Below are 15,628 nucleotides of genomic sequence, written 5' to 3'. Positions count from 1 at the left end.
TTCCTGTGTGTCGGCTCATCTCATACATGAGTATCAACCAATAAATCGTTCTGGAAAGTGGTAATTAGACCATATTCGTTAACGCAAATGAATAAAATTATTAGGATAGTCGAGTAAATTAATGATTTTGATCATTCATACGAAACTCAAAGAAAACGGCTTAGAAGCATAGTAAGCCGTCATACTTCAACATCAATCATTAAACCTTAAATACTACCTTGTCGTCCTTGAAGATAAGCATAGACTAATTCACTTAGTGATTGTCCAACTTGTCGGTAACCAGCTTGTTCAGAAGTAGGGTGGCACTTTGGTGCAGCTTCAGCCAAATGCAAATACTGACAGCGACAGTGTCTAGCAAGATAAGAAATGTAAAATGCGGCGTCGAGTAATGAAATTCCGGCACTGGTTTCTGCACTGGATGGAAATTGTGCAATGGCATCCAGATCAAGTTCAACGGCTAAAGGTTGCTGACAAGCATTGATACTTTGTGCAATATCTTGCATCGCCTTCTCTAAGGTTAACTCTCTTCTTACCCAAATTTGTTGAAAGGTATGCCAAGTTCCACCGAACTGTTTTAACTGCTCTAAATTGGTCGCATTGTTTTTTAATTCGTGTAAACCAAGTACGTGATATTTAGTGAGGGCACCTTCCGAAGCTGCATAATTAAAACCATTTCCGCTGTGTCGACCTTCCAATGCTCGAAAGTCAGAATGTGGATCTAAGTTCACCGCTGCCATAGGCGTGTTTAGTGTCCGGTGACACGCAGTTAGAAGGCCGTACGCATTGTTATGGCCACCGCCAATTACAATTGGCTCCAGCCCTGCGGATACAATTAACGACGTTAACTCAATGACTCTTTCATCGAGCAGGGCTACAGCTTGGCGTATTTGCTCAGTGTTGCTTGTATCTAATTGAATGTCTTGAACCTGAATCTCGCCGAGAATAAAGGTATCGCTACCAGTTAGAAACTGATTCGATTGAAAATTAACGAATTGCTTAACCGTTGCTTCATAACCATTGCCTGAACCACCTCTACCGAGATTTCCTTGAGGGCCGAGGTCTTCATTAATACCAAGTAAAACAAATCGCCCGCCTTGGCTCTTAAAGGTGATTAATTGAGCATTGAGTGATTGGTGAGCATTAGGAAATTGAGCTTTCTCGCCAATTTTCTCTTCGCCAACTCTACGGTTTATCCATGAGGAAATGTATTCTTGAGTATAAAAGCGTAACCAGTCCATATTGCATTAAGGCTTATTTTTTATATCACTGTAACAATTTATACGTTAAACGCCCAATAAAAAGGCATTCAGATCACGTTTTATCAATAATTTCTGATTTAGGTCATGAACTGGTTAGAAAGCATTTGCTAGTGTGGAAAAAAATGCTGTATCCGTATGGGTTGTACTTTGTACAATCCATACGGTTTTTGGCTAAACCGTTCGAAGTTTTATTATGGAGAGATCAGCAATGTCAAATGACTTACCTTCAAACCTATATCGTGTTGAACAGGTACGTCAGGCTGAAAATGAAGCCTGTCTAGGGAAAGACAATGGGCTGTACGAACTAGTAGAAAAAGCAGGTCAAGCCGCTTATGAGATTATGTTCCCATTATGCCAAGCAGATTCAACGATCTGTATTCTCGTTGGTAACGGCAATAATGGTGCTGATGGACTTGTTGTGGCCAGAAAACTACTTGGACAGAAGTTGTCTGTTTGTGTGATGGCAATCGATAAGCCAGTATCAACAGCTGAGCATGAACAAGCAAGAGCCGCTTTTGAAGCTCAAGGCGGTCAGATCGAATCAATAGCAGTTGAGCGTTTAGCTGAATTTGACTTGATTGTAGATGCTATGTTTGGCGTCGGTTTAACACGGCCGCTCGTTGATGATTACGCTGCGCTAGTAAAAAAGGTGAACAATTCTGGCGTAAAAGTTATTTCACTCGATGTGCCATCAGGTGTAAATGCTGATACTGGTACTGCTATTACAGCAATTGAAGCGAGCAAAACGATTGTTTTTGGAGCATTGAAAGCAGGATTATGTACTTACCAAGCGCGACACTATTGCGGTGAACTTGTATTCGCCGATATTGGTTTTGCTGATTTTTTGCCAGAAACAAATATCAAACGAGTGGATTACTCAATGTTCGGCAAAGTTTTAGGTAAACGACAGCGTCATGCCCATAAAGGTGATTCTGGAAAAGTTGCCGTGATTGGTGGTGATGTCGGTATGCCCGGTGCTGTAACGTTGTGTGCAGAGGCTAGCTATCGAGCTGGTAGCGGTTTAGTTGCTGTAGTGAGTCGCCCTGAACATCAAGCTGTGGTGATTGTTCGCAGGCCTGAATTGATGTTCTGTGGCGCCGAATTTATTGATATGGATGTTTATCATCGCTTAGGTTGGGCGGATGTTCTGGTATTAGGGCCTGGACTTGGTCGCAATGATTGGGGAGTTAATTTATTTAAAGCCGCTATGATGACCGACAAACCAATGGTCGTCGATGCCGATGGGTTAAACATTTTAAGCAAGCAGCCTAAAAAGCAAGATAATTGGGTGTTAACACCACATACCGGTGAAGCGGCACGCTTACTTGAATGTGATGTAGAGCTGGTGAATCAAAATCGCTTTGAAGCCGCTAAACAGTTGCATGAGAAGTATGGCGGGGTGATTGTTCTAAAAGGTGCTGGCACCATTATCACTGATGGAACCAGAACCTACATTGCTACTGTCGGTAACCCTGGTCTAGCGAGCGGTGGTTGCGGGGATGTGCTCGCCGGTGTGATTGGTTCATTACTCGCTCAAGGTTTATCACCATTAAAAGCGGCTGCATTAGGCGTTGTAGCACACGGTTATGCTGGTGACCGAGTAGCCATCAGCGGTGGCGAAAGAGGTATGCTAGCCGGAGATCTGATGAGTGAAATCCGAAGAGCTGTGAATTTGTAACATATAATCATCTAGCTTTTATAAGATTAAGTTGGAGGCAATTTTCCTATTCTACGCAGGTGCTCCTGCATTTTTGCGGGATCGATACTTCCTTTTAAATTTGGCTTAGCAGATAAAGGTCTTCTTTGCTGTTCAGTTTTTTCAGGTTTGTCCTCACCGGATGCTTTTCGACTTTGCTGCAAGGATGGGCAAGCTGATTTAGGCCTAGGGGGTATTGTCTTTTCAGGGAATGGACTTCCTTTACCGACGCTTAACCCAAGGCTTCCGTGTATCAGTTGACTGTGTTGCTGCATTTGAACACTTGATTCGGGGTTAACATGCGAAGGATGGCTTTTTTTGAAATGCTCTCTCATTTTTTTGGGATCAATACTTGAATTGCGACGAGACTCTATATGTGCTTTCATTTTTTCTAGATTAACACCTCCCGTTGAGTCTGAAGATGAATCAGAACTTTCAGCTTGGTTAGAGCTTGAGTTTTCTGTTAAAACTCTTTGAGCAATATCTGTATACCCCATTAATTTTAAGGCTTCAGAAAATTCAAACCAATCAATCGAACCAGCTATTTGATTATTCTCTTGAGAAGCTAATTCACTAGTGGTGATGTGAACTGGTAATTGTTCAACTGTTTCTAATCTTCGAATGATTGTCAGATCCAAACCTAAAATTGCTGAAAGTAGCTGTACCTTATCCCTATCAAAATTTTCAATAGCGTTTAAGTACTCTATTACTTTTTGTTTATCACCTGAATTGATACTGTGATATTCGTGTCTAGGTTTTTCTAGCTGCAATTGGCTGATATTAGCCAATTTTTCCTTGTGTTTGGTTGCTTGTGGTATACCGCATATTGTTTCTATAATGCAGTCAAATGTTCGAGCCTGATGCTGAGTAGGTACGCTTGTCCCCCCACTATTGATTGATTGTAACCATGTGTCAGCCAATTGCATCAATGACACGCAATTTTGCTGATTTAGTCGACTTTTGAGTCTAACTAAATCACGGGGTGGTAGTGTTGACAGCATCAAACCTATTTTAGCCAAATCTCTAGGACTTTCAGAATCAAGCGGCTCACTTTTACTTGCACTTGCTGATTTATAGGCTCCAACACTGTAATCTGGTGAAGTTTTAGGCTGAGTTTGAATCAATGCCATTTTAACCTCTCAGTTATCAAGTAAATTAGATGTGTAAGATGTGAATGACTGAAATTAATGTATTAACAGTTAGTAACACAAGTTAACTTTTGTTCATCTTTCCTGAAAATGACTATCAGTTTCACAATTGATTTTCGGCATTCTTAGATTTAAAAACATGATTTAAGGTAGAATAAAAACAAATTTAGTTACTCCTTTAAGTAAATCATGTGCATAAAGGAGCTTTTTGTTAAGAAAATTAATGGCTCACAATACTTCCATCACTCCAACAAACCGTAAATTTTCAATCGCACCAATGCTGGATTGGACTGACAGACACTATCGTTACTTTGCGCGCTTAATGTCAAAGCAAGCACTGCTTTATACAGAAATGGTGACGACTGGAGCTATCCTGCATGGTAAAGGTGATTACCTTGCTTACAATGAAGAAGAGCACCCGCTAGCTCTTCAGTTAGGTGGCTCTAATCCCATTGATTTAGCAAAGTGTGCTCAAATTGCAGTAGAGCGTGGATATGATGAAATAAACCTTAACGTAGGTTGCCCATCAGATAGAGTTCAGAATGGTCGCTTTGGTGCCTGCTTAATGGCTGAGCCTGAACTTGTCGCTGAATGCGTTGATGCGATGAAACAGGTTGCAGATGTTCCAGTAACGGTGAAAACACGGATAGGGATTGACGAACAAGACAGTTATGAATTTCTTACCCAGTTTATTGACGTGGTGAAAGATAAAGGCTGTGATGAATTCATTATTCATGCGCGTAAGGCTTGGTTATCTGGTTTAAGCCCAAAAGAGAACCGTGAGATCCCACCTTTGGACTATCCGAAGGTATATCAGTTAAAAAAAGATTATTCTGATTTACATATTAGTATTAACGGCGGCATCAAGACCATCGAGGAGATGAAAAATCATTTACAGCACTTAGATGGCGTAATGGTTGGGCGAGAAGCTTATAGTAACCCCTTTATTATTAGTGAGGTTGATGCGCAGCTGTGTGGAATGGAGCCATGTAATTTAACTCGTCATCAAGTTGCAGAGATGATGCTGCCTTATATTGAGCAACACCTAAAACAAGGTGGACGATTAAATCATGTGACACGCCACATTATTGGTTTATTCCAAGGGCTTCCTGGTTCTCGAGGTTGGCGTCGCCACTTGAGCGAAAACGCCCATAAAAAAGAGGCGGGTATCGAAGTTATTACTCAAGCTTTATTATTTATTGAGTCTTAATTATATCAATGGTGAAAATAGCTAAATGTAGTGGTTATTTTCACCAATCTTATTTTTTTACTTAAATTAAAAATTTACTTTCCTTTCGTTTCATTTAATTTATTCCTTATTAAATCAACTGCTTATGAAGTTGTTTAAAACTTGGCACGCACCTTGTTATATCTAAGTTGTCATTTGGATATTTTTTAACAAGGAAAACATTATGTTTAAGCAAATCTCGAAAAACACACTTGGTTTAGTTGGTTCAACAATTTTGATCTCTGGCATGAGTATGAGTGCTCAAGCAAGTGATATTAATACTGATATTGTTACTTCGCTAGAAAGAACCATGACAGATCAAACGGCTAAATTAATTGAAGTTGCTAAAAAAGAAGTAATGTTAAGTTTTGAAGTGCAACTTGCTGAAATGATGCATGAGTTATCAATAAAATCAGAGGTTAATGAAAGCCAAGATAAAGCTGAAGTTGCTAACAACGAGAAGCAGGAAGATCAAAATAACTCGGATATCGAATAATGGAATTCTTAGCAAACAGTATTGCAGGAGTTCTAATGTTACCAGTAATAAGTTTTGGATTGTGCGCTTTAGTTTTACTGGTATTAACAAAAGTTTCTAATTGGGAGTAAGCCATGCAACGTTGGGAATATGAAATTAAAAAATCATCAAAACTGGTTTGTGGTGTTGCTTCATCAATGGCGAGGCAGTTTGATTGGTCAACACTGGGAACACGGATTGTATGGGGCCTGTGTCTAGTCTTTGCGCCTTTGACTACAGCAATCATTTATTTAGTGCTTGCGCAGTTCGTTTATAAGAATGCATAAGGGATTGACGATGAGATTCATGCAATCAAACTTTATCAGTGCGCTTGGAAGTTTTGGAGGACTGGTCGCTTTTGTCGCAGCATTTGGTTGGTTACTGGTACCAGTGGAGCATTTTCAAATTATTGATGTTGAAGCTGTAGAGCATTTTAACTCAGTTTTAGAGTCTGTGGCTTTATTCGGTATGTCGCCTTGGGTGATGTTTGGACTTTCAAGCGTAGCACTAGCAGTGATCTATTTTGTGATTTTTAACTTAAACATTTCACAAGTGATTTTGGCTGTACTCTCGACAGCAATGGCGCTTCTTGCGTTAAATACGTTAAGTTTCTTTGGCAGCGCCATTACGCTTATTTTGCTTTGCTGTGTACTTACATTCTTTCTCAAAGTCCGCTAATTCATTTTTTTAAAAAATGACTAAACCGCTGTTGGGTCTCTTCGCTTTTTAAACATTCACTGAAAACCTCTAATTCTTGATGCATTTGATGTTGTATTTTGTGCTTATTTGGGCGCATCAATCGTAATGTTTCTCTTACTGCTTTTACAGGTTGACTCGCAATATGAATGGCTTTTTTTTCTGAATATTCATGAAGGTTTGAAGTGTCGATAATTTTGTTGATTAAACCATAGCCTAACGCTTCTTCTGAACTGAACTGTTCGGCAAGTAAAAAAAGCTCAGCCGCTTTTTGATGGCCAACTAATTCAGGCAATAACATGGTTGAGCCAGCCTCAGGGATCAGTCCCAAGTTTAAAAATGGAAATTGAAATTTAGCGTTAGGTTCAGCATAAGCTAAATCACAATGCAGCAATATGGTTGCTCCTATGCCGACAGCGGTTCCGGCTACTGAAGCGATTAAAGGTTTTTTAATTTCAAGTAAGCAATACAAAAATCGAACTGCGGGGTGGTTGTTGTGTAAATTACCTCCTTTGAGAAAATCTGCAATGTCATTTCCGGAAGTAAAGTGCTCGCCGGAACCCTTGATCAGAAATGCACGAATGTCATTGTCGCTCTCACCTTGAATAAGGTATTCTGTTAGCTGTCTGTACATATCAAGATTGATGGCATTGAGCTTATCAGGTTTATTAAAACATAGGGTTCTAACGCCGTTTGCATCATTGACCAAAAGAGCACTCATAATCGGGTTCCTCAAAATAGGGAATACTTAAGTATATGGAGTTTAGGACATTGAAAAAATTAATGAAAATTTCAACCTCATTATTAATCATCTCTGGTTTCAGTTTACACGCCTTTGCAGCCCAAGTTTCGTTAGTTTCAGGACATGTAAGAGCGCTGCCTCCAACGGTACCAAATACTGCAGCGTATTTTACGCTTGATAACGAAGGTGCTGATGTAAAGCTTGTTAAAGCTGAAACTCCGGTTGCTAAAGAAGCACAATTACATACTTTAATCGAAGAGAATGGCGTTGTAAAAATGCGCCAAGTGCCAAGTTATAATTTGAAAGCACACAGTCAGTTAGTATTAACCTCTTCAGGAAATCACATTATGGTGATGGGATTAAAGCAACCACTTAAAGTTGGACAAATTGTGCCTTTAACCTTGTATTTTTCTGATGGAACGAAAAAGCTCATTAAGTTACCCGTAGAAAAAGTGAAACAAGAGATGGATCATCATCACCATCATCATTAGGAGTCGTAATGAATTTTACTTGGAGTGCACGTGCGAGCAAGTATGTTGGCATTGCAGTAGGTGTTATTTTTGTGGTGTTAACCAGTTTTGGAATGTGGTGGAGTGTGGATCCTGATCCGATTGCACCTGAAGTTAAAGTGCAAGCCAATGGTAAACCGATTATTGGGTATTCGACGACCAGTGCATTAATTAATACTGTAGAAGTATTGCTTAATAAGCCTGGCGGCTGGACATCAAATGATACGCTTCCACCAGGTGTATTTCTTGATAATATGCATTCTTTTGAATTTGGTGCACTTGAGCAAGTTCGTGATTTAGCCAGAGCCATGAGAAAAGATTTCAGCCGTTCTCAATCCCAGTCGCTTGAAGATAAAGATTTAAGCGAGGCACAAGCAAAGTTCAATATTGATCATACCAGTTGGCTGATCCCAAGAGCGGAAAATGAGTATCAAGAAGCCGTTAAGCTACTTGAGTTCTATCGTTTAAGGATCAGTGATCCTGCAAACAGTAACGCTCAATTTTATGCGCGTGCTGATAATTTAAATGAATGGCTTAAGGAAGTGCAAAAGCGCTTAGGCGGCTTATCTCAACGCTTGTCTGCGAGTGTTGAAACTGAGCGAGTGAATACCGATCTAGCAGGTGACTCGGCGGCGCAACAATCTACTGAAGTTGCACCAGTTAGACGCATCAAAACTCCATGGTTGGACATTGATAATGTGTTTTATGAAGCACGTGGAAGTTCATGGGCATTGTTGAATTTTATGCGTGCGATTGAGGTGGACTTTGCTGACGTGCTTGAAAAGAAGAATGCTAGGGCGAGCGTTCAGCAAATTATTCGTGAATTAGAAGCAACGCAGCAGACCGTGTACAGTCCAATGATTTTAAACGGCAGTGGCTTTGGCATTTTAGCTAATCACTCTTTAGTGATGGCGAATTATGTTTCCAGAGCCAATGCCGCAGTAATTGATTTAAACAACTTATTATCTCAAGGATAACGATGAAAAAAATAATTTTACCTTTAGCGCTGTTAGTGTCCTGTGCTGCAAATGCCGATACGATTTTGGGTGGTAAAGTTGGTGTTGACGTATGGAGAGTGGATACTCAAGGTTCCGTTGCTGCAAATAGCGCTAGCTCAACTTCTGGTGACTTTGACGCTAAGACTCAAGGCAGAGTTTGGGTTGCATTAGAACATCCGTTACCGTTTATTCCAAATGTCATGCTTAGAGCGAGTCAAGTTGATACCTCTGGAAGTTATACTGTTGGTGCTCAAACTGGACGCCAAGGTTACAATCTAAGCCATGCTGATTTGGTGTTGTATTATGAATTGCTGGATAACGATATTTTATCTTTGGATGCGGGTGCCGCATATCGTTTGATGAACGGTGAGTTAGATTATAAAACCGGTAATTTGTCAGGCACAAAAGATATCGATAGTGGTATTTTTATGGGATACGCAAATGCTGAGTTGAGTCTACCTGGCTTTGATTTTTATGGTTTTGTTGATGTGAATGCAGGTATTAATGAGCGTGATGTTTACGATTATTCAGCGGGGCTAGGCTATAAGTTTGATCTTGCTGCTTTCGATGTTAATCTTCGTGCTGGTTATCGTGATTTCACTTTTGATGTAAATAAGTTTTCAGGCATTAATGCCAACACCAAAGCAGATGGTTATTTTGTTGGCGTAGAATTAGATTTCTAAACTACAGATAAGTAGACATAAAAAAAACCGCAATCAGCGGTTTTTTTTATGTCTCAAAAAAACGTTTATTTCATCAAGCCATTATTGATACCAATAATGTCGTCTTCAGTTAGAGTACCAGCAGCTTGTTTTAGCGCTAAAACTGATTGGATGTAGCTATAACGCGCATCAGACAACTGACGCTTAGAGTTATACAAATCACGAGTACGGTTTAATACGTCAACAATGGTACGGGTACCAACTTCGAATCCAGCTTGAGTCGCTTTTAATGCACTTTCAGAAGAGAGTACTGACTGCTCATAAGCCTTAATAGAACTGATTGAGGCTTTTACGTTATTAAAGTTGTTGCGCACGCTTTTCACAACACCACGATAAGTTTGCTCAAGCTTTTGGCTCGCAGAAACATAATCATATTGTGCTTGCTTAACCTGAGAGCTGACTGCAAACCCTTGGAAGATTGGTACACTTAACGTTACACCAACATTCGTTGTATCACGATCCGCGGGATGCGAATCTCTACCACTGAGCTTTTGATCAAAGTTTGAGTTGTAACCTGCGTTTAAAGAAAGCGTTGGCAGATGTCCAGCTTCTTGCGCATCAATCGTTTCTTTTGCAATATCTTTACCTAATTTATCGCCCATTAAGGCAATGTTTTTATTCTCTGCGATCTTCAACCAATCGTTTGAAGATTGCGGAGCAGGCGTCACTGCAGTGAAACGTTTGGTGTCTAATGGATCAATATTTAAATGATCGATACCTGTGATTTCACGGAGAGCTTCATAACTGTTATCCAGCGTGTTCTGTGCTTGAATTTCAGAGGCTGACGCTAAATCATATTGAGCTTGCGCTTCGTGTACATCTGTAATTGCTGTCAGACCAACGGCAAAACGTTGTTTTGTTTGTTCAAGCTGACGATCGATAGCGCGCTTTTCTGCTTTAACAAACTCATAATTATCTTTAGCTGTTAACACATCAAAATAAGCTGAAGTAACACGAATCATTAACTCTTGCAGTGCGCCGGCATAAGAAGAGTCAGCTTGTGATGCCACTTTTTCAGATAAGCTTAAGCCAACCCATACGCTATGATCATAAAGAGACTGAGTTAACGATACACCTGCAGTGTAACCTGAAGGGTTATTGGCAGTATTATCATGAGTTTTGCTGTAAGCCACATTACCACTTATGGTCGGCATTAAACCGGAGCGGCTTTGTTCAATCGCTGCGTACAATTTGTCACGTTGTGCTTTTGCTTGCAAAACAACCGGGTCGTTGGTTAGTGCTTGCTGATAAATTTGTAGTAAATCGTCTGCATATGCGGCCGTGGAAGAAACGGCCAACGCTAGTGCGGCACAAACAGATTTCATTTTAAATTTCATGTGCTGTCCTTTTAGACACCGAGTTTTCAATAGAAAACTAATTAACTTCGAAATATGCATATTTTCAAAGTAATACACCAATAAAAAATTGGTATTACAGCAAAGTGAACCTTGAAAATATTGCGGTTTGCGCTTCCCGACGCTTCCCGATACAGCTTTTTACTCTCAAAAAATTGAGTAATGTGGTTCGATATTAAGAATCAAACCTCTAACAGTCAACTCGGAAGTGTAACAGATTTTATTTTGCAACTGTGTGATATGCTGAAAGTAAATTTGAAATCTACCGTTCCATATTTTTGGACAAAAACTGATTATGAAGCGCTTTTCTCAATCCGATGTCGAGCTGTTAAAACAGCAAACCGTTTTCCAAGGCTTTTTTAAAGTCATCAAGTATACCTTTAAGCACAAATTATTCGCAGGAGGGTGGAGCGACCTCATTGAAAGGGAAGTTTTTGAGCGTGGTGATGCCGTAGTTGTTCTTCCTTATGATCCAGTCAAAGATCAAGTGGTTTTGATTGAACAAATTCGCTTCCCTGCATTACGATCCAGTGAGTCACCATGGTTGTTTGAACTGGTGGCAGGAATGATTGATAAAAACCGAAACGCAGATGAAGTCGCTAAAGCAGAGCTTATGGAAGAAGCGGGGTTAGATGCTAAAAACATTACTCCTATTCAAAGTATTTTAGCGAGTCCGGGTGGTACTTCTGAACGCTTTTATTTTTATTGGGCGGAAGTAGACGCGACTCAAGCTAAAGGAATTCATGGACTTGAACAAGAACATGAAGATATAAAAGTACATGTAATTGGAAGAGAGCGAGCTTTTGAGATGCTTGAACAGGGTTATATCGATAATGCCTCGACCATCATTGGGTTACAATGGCTACAATTAAACTATCACAAAATAAAACCTGTAATTTGATGTCAGTAAAAAAGAGTAAACGATATCAGCCCAATGTCAGTGAATTTCTGGCTTTATGTGGAAGAAACTATCACAAGATTCAATTGTGGTTGCCACAAGACGTTATGGCTGGAAGTCAATGGAAGGTAACTGGGCAAGTCGGACACTTAGATATTTCGTTGATAGAAAACACGCAATATACACAACTTATTGAAATACGAAGACCTGTTCTAAGCGATGATTTTGTTAATCAACCTAAGATGTTAGTCCGAGTTTATCATGATGCTCAATTAGCAGAAGTGTTAAGCAGTCAACAGATTTATCGGCTTTATCCAGTGTATGATTACCCTAATCCACAAATGTATCAGCGTAATGAAAAATATCAAATAAATGCATTTTTGGAAGAGCTATTAAAAATAGGCAATCACGATAAAGTGATCGTATAAACTAAACTCTGGAACGAAATCGTGCGACAGGCAAAGATTCACTACCCTACAAAAAGTGAAAATCATGTTTGCATAGTGCAGATAACGGATACTCATTTATTTGGTGAGCCTACGGGTGAGCTTTTGGGCGTCAATACCAATGACAGTCTCAACGCAGTCGTAGCGTTAATTAAACAAAATTCTCATTCAGCGGATGCACTGTTGGCAACAGGTGATATTAGTCAAGACTACACATCACAGTCCTATCAGAATTTCATTCAATCTATTTCAGAACTACAGACACCATGTCATTTTTTACCTGGAAATCATGACGAATGGCAAATGATGCAGACTCAACTCGCATCTGCTCCTATGGCATCAGAAAACCAAATTATCTTCGATAACTGGCAAATTCTATTGCTGAACTCAACTATCCCTAAAAAGCCGTCCGGTTACATTGAAGAGAATGAGTTTGCTTTTATTGAACGTGCAATTACTCAACACCCAGAAAAGCATGTGTTAATCGCCATGCACCATAATCCAGTCAAAGTGAACTGTAAGTGGCTGGATCAGCATTGGATGCAAAATGGTGATGAGTTCTTACAACGAATTAACCAGTTCTCTCAAGTTAAAGGCTTGTTGTGGGGGCATATCCATCAAGAACTTGAGCGTACTTTTGAGGGGAAACATCACCCTATCCAGATGCTGGCTTCACCTTCAACTTGTATTCAGTTTACGCCAAAGTCCAATCATTTTGCTTTAGATGGCTTGCAACCAGGTTATCGTTTGCTGGAACTGAAAGCTGATGGTAGCATTTACTCTACAGTTTATCGTGTTCAAGGCGATCGTTTTTCACCTGAAAATGAAGTTAGCGGATATTAAGTACAGACGTTCACGCTGTGCTTGGCCGCAGCGTGAGGATATATGCTGCTCTACATTCATGGATTTAATAGCTCTCCATTGTCAGACAAAGGTGTGTTAACTCGAACTTATATTGAGAAACATTTTCCAAATCTTCCTTTTCATCAGCCCCAATTACCTAACTGTCCGAAAAAAGCGATAGAATTACTGTGTAGCATTGCTGAACGTGCAGCAGAAAACGGAGAAACACTCAGATACTTGGGTTCATCTTTAGGTGGATATTTTGCGTCGTATTTAGCTGAGAAGTATGGTGGCAAGGCTGTGTTAATCAATCCTGCTGTCAAACCATACGAGTTAATGGAAGAATTACTGGGCCCACAATTTAATCCTTATACTGAACAAGGTTTTGAAGTCACTCAAGAGCATCAGGTGTGGCTGAAAGACTATGATACTCCTGCCATCTGTAATCCAGATCGCTTTTATGTTTTGCTGCAAACCGGTGATGAGGTTTTGGATTATCAAGAAGCTGTAAATAAATACCATTGCTGTAAAATGACTATAGAAGCGGGCGGTAACCATAGTTTTGTAGGTTATGATGACAAATTACCGCAAATATGCCATTTTTTAGAGTTGACAAATTGACACACAGAAACGCAACATGGCTAGTTTTACGACTAGATTTTCGATTGACCCAAAATAAGAAATGACAATGAATCAATACACATCAGATGCCATTGAAGTTCTAAACGGACTTGAACCGGTTCAAAGAAGACCGGGCATGTATACGGATACCACAAGACCAAATCACTTGGGTCAAGAAGTCATTGATAATAGTGTCGATGAAGCGTTAGCTGGGCATGCTACTAAAATTGATATTATTCTGCATACCGATAACAGCTTGGAAGTGACAGATGATGGTCGTGGAATGCCAGTAGACATTCACCCAGAAGAAGGAATCTCAGGAGTAGAGTTAATTCTAACCAAACTTCACGCTGGTGGTAAGTTTTCAAACGAGAATTACCAATTTTCAGGTGGTTTGCACGGTGTAGGTATTTCTGTAGTAAATGCTTTGTCTAAGCGTGTAGAGATCTCCGTTAGGCGAGATGCCAAAGTTTATCAAATTGCTTTTGAAAATGGCGATAAAGTCGAAGAACTACAAGAAGTTGGCACGTGTGGTCGTCGTAATACCGGTACACGAGTTCATTTTTGGCCTGATGCGAGCTATTTTGATTCTGCTAATTTCTCTGTTTCAAAGCTGGTTTACTTACTTCGAGCTAAAGCTGTTTTATGCCCAGGGTTAAAGATAAAGTTTGTTAATAAACAAACGAATGAAACGCTAGAGTGGCACTATGAAGCGGGCTTAGAAGATTACCTTAAAGAGTCAGTCAAAGACTCAATAATGCTACCAGAACAGCCTTTTGTAGGCAGTTTAAGCTCTAAATTAGAAGCCGCAGACTGGGCCATTACATGGCTGCCAGAAGGCGGTGAATGCATAAACGAAAGTTATGTGAACTTAATCCCCACGCCTCTGGGAGGTACTCACGTCAACGGATTTAGGCAGGGATTATTAGAATCCATGCGTGAGTTTTGTGAGTTCCGTAATTTAACACCAAGAGGGGTTAAATTATCACCAGAAGACATCTGGGATCGCAGTTCGTATGTACTGTCGATAAAAATGCAAGATCCGCAATTTGCCGGACAAACCAAAGAAAAACTGTCAAGCCGTCAAAGTGCTGCTTTTGTCTCTGGTATTGTGAGAGATGCATTCTCTCTTTGGTTGAATTCAAATACGGAGTACGCTGAGTCTTTAGCAGAAATGTGTATTAATAATGCACAGAAACGTTTGAAGGCGGCTAAAAAAGTAGCACGTAAACGTGTGACTCAAGGTCCTGCATTACCGGGAAAGTTGACGGACTGCAGCTCACAAGAGCCGATGAGAGGCGAGTTATTTTTAGTGGAAGGGGACTCGGCAGGAGGTAGTGCCAAACAGGCGCGCGATCGTGAGTTTCAGGCCATCATGCCATTGCGGGGTAAAATTCTGAACACTTGGGAAGTTGATGCTTCGCAAGTGTTAGCATCGCAAGAAGTGCATGACATTTCGGTGGCCATTGGTTGTGATCCTGACAATGACAACATCAGTGAATTACGCTACGGCAAAATTTGTATTCTTGCCGATGCAGACTCCGATGGATTGCATATAGCCACGCTTTTATGTGCGCTTTTCTTAAAACACTACAAAGTTCTTGTTGAAAAAGGCCATGTTTATATTGCGATGCCGCCGCTGTTTAGGGTTGATATTGGTAAAGAAGTTTTTTATGCACTCGATGAAGGTGAGAAACAAGGTATTCTTGATCGAATCGCTGCAGAAAATAAGAAAGGCAAAGTACAAGTAACGCGATTTAAAGGATTGGGTGAAATGAACCCACTGCAGTTACGTGAAACTACCATGGATCCAAATACTCGTCGCTTGGTACAGCTAACCATTGATGATGCTGAAGAAACATTAGCACTGATGGATATGCTACTTGCGAAGAAACGCTCTGGCGACCGCAAAACGTGGCTGGAGACTAAAGGGGATTTGGCCGATTTATAAAA

17 protein-coding genes are annotated in these 15,628 nt (G+C 40.3%); 13 read left to right on the top strand and 4 right to left on the bottom strand.

Annotated features, from left to right (window positions below):
- Window positions 1-206: 206 nt before the first annotated feature.
- Window positions 207-1,238 (bottom strand): formimidoylglutamase, encoded by a 1,032-nt coding sequence (locus tag AC1EU2_RS04790; RefSeq protein ID WP_480296846.1) that lies wholly within the window; start codon window positions 1,236-1,238, stop codon window positions 207-209.
- Window positions 1,239-1,467: 229 nt separating this feature from the next.
- Between AC1EU2_RS04790 and AC1EU2_RS04785 the strand changes: the two genes are divergently transcribed.
- Window positions 1,468-2,937: an NAD(P)H-hydrate dehydratase gene (locus tag AC1EU2_RS04785; protein ID WP_480296845.1), complete on the top strand. Its 1,470-nt coding sequence runs from the start codon at window positions 1,468-1,470 to the stop codon at window positions 2,935-2,937.
- A 26-nt stretch (window positions 2,938-2,963) separates the two neighbouring features.
- Here the strand turns inward: AC1EU2_RS04785 and AC1EU2_RS04780 are convergent, their stop codons facing one another.
- Window positions 2,964-4,085, bottom strand: coding sequence for a hypothetical protein (locus AC1EU2_RS04780; protein ID WP_480296844.1), 1,122 nt, complete (start codon window positions 4,083-4,085; stop codon window positions 2,964-2,966).
- Between the two features lie 241 nt (window positions 4,086-4,326).
- On the opposite strand from AC1EU2_RS04780, the gene dusA reads away from it, so the two are divergent.
- The 4 genes from dusA to AC1EU2_RS04760 all read left to right on the top strand — a co-directional run bounded on the left by dusA (window position 4,327) and on the right by AC1EU2_RS04760 (window position 6,523).
- The gene (dusA, locus tag AC1EU2_RS04775) at window positions 4,327-5,313 is read left to right on the top strand and encodes a tRNA dihydrouridine(20/20a) synthase DusA (protein WP_480296843.1); all 987 of its coding nucleotides are present in this window, start codon (window positions 4,327-4,329) and stop codon (window positions 5,311-5,313) included.
- Between the two features lie 202 nt (window positions 5,314-5,515).
- Entirely contained in the window at window positions 5,516-5,827 is a 312-nt protein-coding gene (locus AC1EU2_RS04770; RefSeq protein WP_480296842.1) for a hypothetical protein, read from the top strand.
- Between the two features lie 113 nt (window positions 5,828-5,940).
- Window positions 5,941-6,132, top strand: coding sequence for a PspC domain-containing protein (locus tag AC1EU2_RS04765; RefSeq protein ID WP_480296841.1), 192 nt, complete (start codon window positions 5,941-5,943; stop codon window positions 6,130-6,132).
- A gap of 10 nt (window positions 6,133-6,142) precedes the next feature.
- Window positions 6,143-6,523, top strand: a complete 381-nt coding sequence (locus tag AC1EU2_RS04760) for a hypothetical protein (protein ID WP_480296840.1) — start codon at window positions 6,143-6,145, stop codon at window positions 6,521-6,523.
- A 1-nt stretch (window position 6,524) separates the two neighbouring features.
- Here the strand turns inward: AC1EU2_RS04760 and AC1EU2_RS04755 are convergent, their stop codons facing one another.
- A complete protein-coding gene (locus tag AC1EU2_RS04755; RefSeq protein WP_480296839.1) occupies window positions 6,525-7,262 on the bottom strand; it encodes an enoyl-CoA hydratase-related protein in 738 nt (245 codons plus the stop codon).
- A gap of 35 nt (window positions 7,263-7,297) precedes the next feature.
- On the opposite strand from AC1EU2_RS04755, the gene AC1EU2_RS04750 reads away from it, so the two are divergent.
- From AC1EU2_RS04750 to AC1EU2_RS04740, 3 genes are read left to right on the top strand one after another with little or no spacing between them, the layout of a single operon-like run.
- On the top strand, window positions 7,298-7,774 hold the full coding sequence (locus AC1EU2_RS04750; protein WP_480296838.1) for a copper chaperone PCu(A)C: 477 nt from the start codon (window positions 7,298-7,300) through the stop codon (window positions 7,772-7,774).
- 8 nt (window positions 7,775-7,782) lie between these two features.
- A complete protein-coding gene (locus AC1EU2_RS04745; RefSeq protein ID WP_480296837.1) occupies window positions 7,783-8,769 on the top strand; it encodes a DUF2333 family protein in 987 nt (328 codons plus the stop codon).
- A 2-nt stretch (window positions 8,770-8,771) separates the two neighbouring features.
- On the top strand, window positions 8,772-9,473 hold the full coding sequence (locus AC1EU2_RS04740; RefSeq protein WP_480296836.1) for a TIGR04219 family outer membrane beta-barrel protein: 702 nt from the start codon (window positions 8,772-8,774) through the stop codon (window positions 9,471-9,473).
- A gap of 65 nt (window positions 9,474-9,538) precedes the next feature.
- Here the strand turns inward: AC1EU2_RS04740 and tolC are convergent, their stop codons facing one another.
- On the bottom strand, window positions 9,539-10,849 hold the full coding sequence (gene tolC, locus AC1EU2_RS04735) for an outer membrane channel protein TolC (protein ID WP_480296835.1): 1,311 nt from the start codon (window positions 10,847-10,849) through the stop codon (window positions 9,539-9,541).
- A 313-nt stretch (window positions 10,850-11,162) separates the two neighbouring features.
- On the opposite strand from tolC, the gene nudF reads away from it, so the two are divergent.
- The 5 genes from nudF to parE all read left to right on the top strand — a co-directional run bounded on the left by nudF (window position 11,163) and on the right by parE (window position 15,626).
- Window positions 11,163-11,768 (top strand): ADP-ribose diphosphatase, encoded by a 606-nt coding sequence (gene nudF, locus AC1EU2_RS04730; RefSeq protein ID WP_480296834.1) that lies wholly within the window; start codon window positions 11,163-11,165, stop codon window positions 11,766-11,768.
- Window positions 11,768-12,193, top strand: coding sequence for a DUF1249 domain-containing protein (locus AC1EU2_RS04725; protein ID WP_480297078.1), 426 nt, complete (start codon window positions 11,768-11,770; stop codon window positions 12,191-12,193). Before nudF ends, AC1EU2_RS04725 begins: the two co-directional genes overlap by 1 nt.
- Window positions 12,194-12,214: 21 nt before the next feature.
- Complete coding sequence (gene cpdA / locus AC1EU2_RS04720; protein WP_480296833.1) at window positions 12,215-13,054, top strand: 3',5'-cyclic-AMP phosphodiesterase; 840 nt, start codon at window positions 12,215-12,217, stop codon at window positions 13,052-13,054.
- Between the two features lie 42 nt (window positions 13,055-13,096).
- Window positions 13,097-13,675, top strand: coding sequence for a YqiA/YcfP family alpha/beta fold hydrolase (locus AC1EU2_RS04715; RefSeq protein WP_480296832.1), 579 nt, complete (start codon window positions 13,097-13,099; stop codon window positions 13,673-13,675).
- A 67-nt stretch (window positions 13,676-13,742) separates the two neighbouring features.
- Window positions 13,743-15,626 (top strand): DNA topoisomerase IV subunit B, encoded by a 1,884-nt coding sequence (gene parE, locus AC1EU2_RS04710; RefSeq protein WP_480296831.1) that lies wholly within the window; start codon window positions 13,743-13,745, stop codon window positions 15,624-15,626.
- Window positions 15,627-15,628 lie beyond the last annotated feature (2 nt).

The sequence above is a fragment of the Parashewanella sp. 2304DJ23-3 genome (genome assembly GCF_056591695.1).
This window is presented reverse-complemented; position numbering and strand designations above follow the sequence as displayed.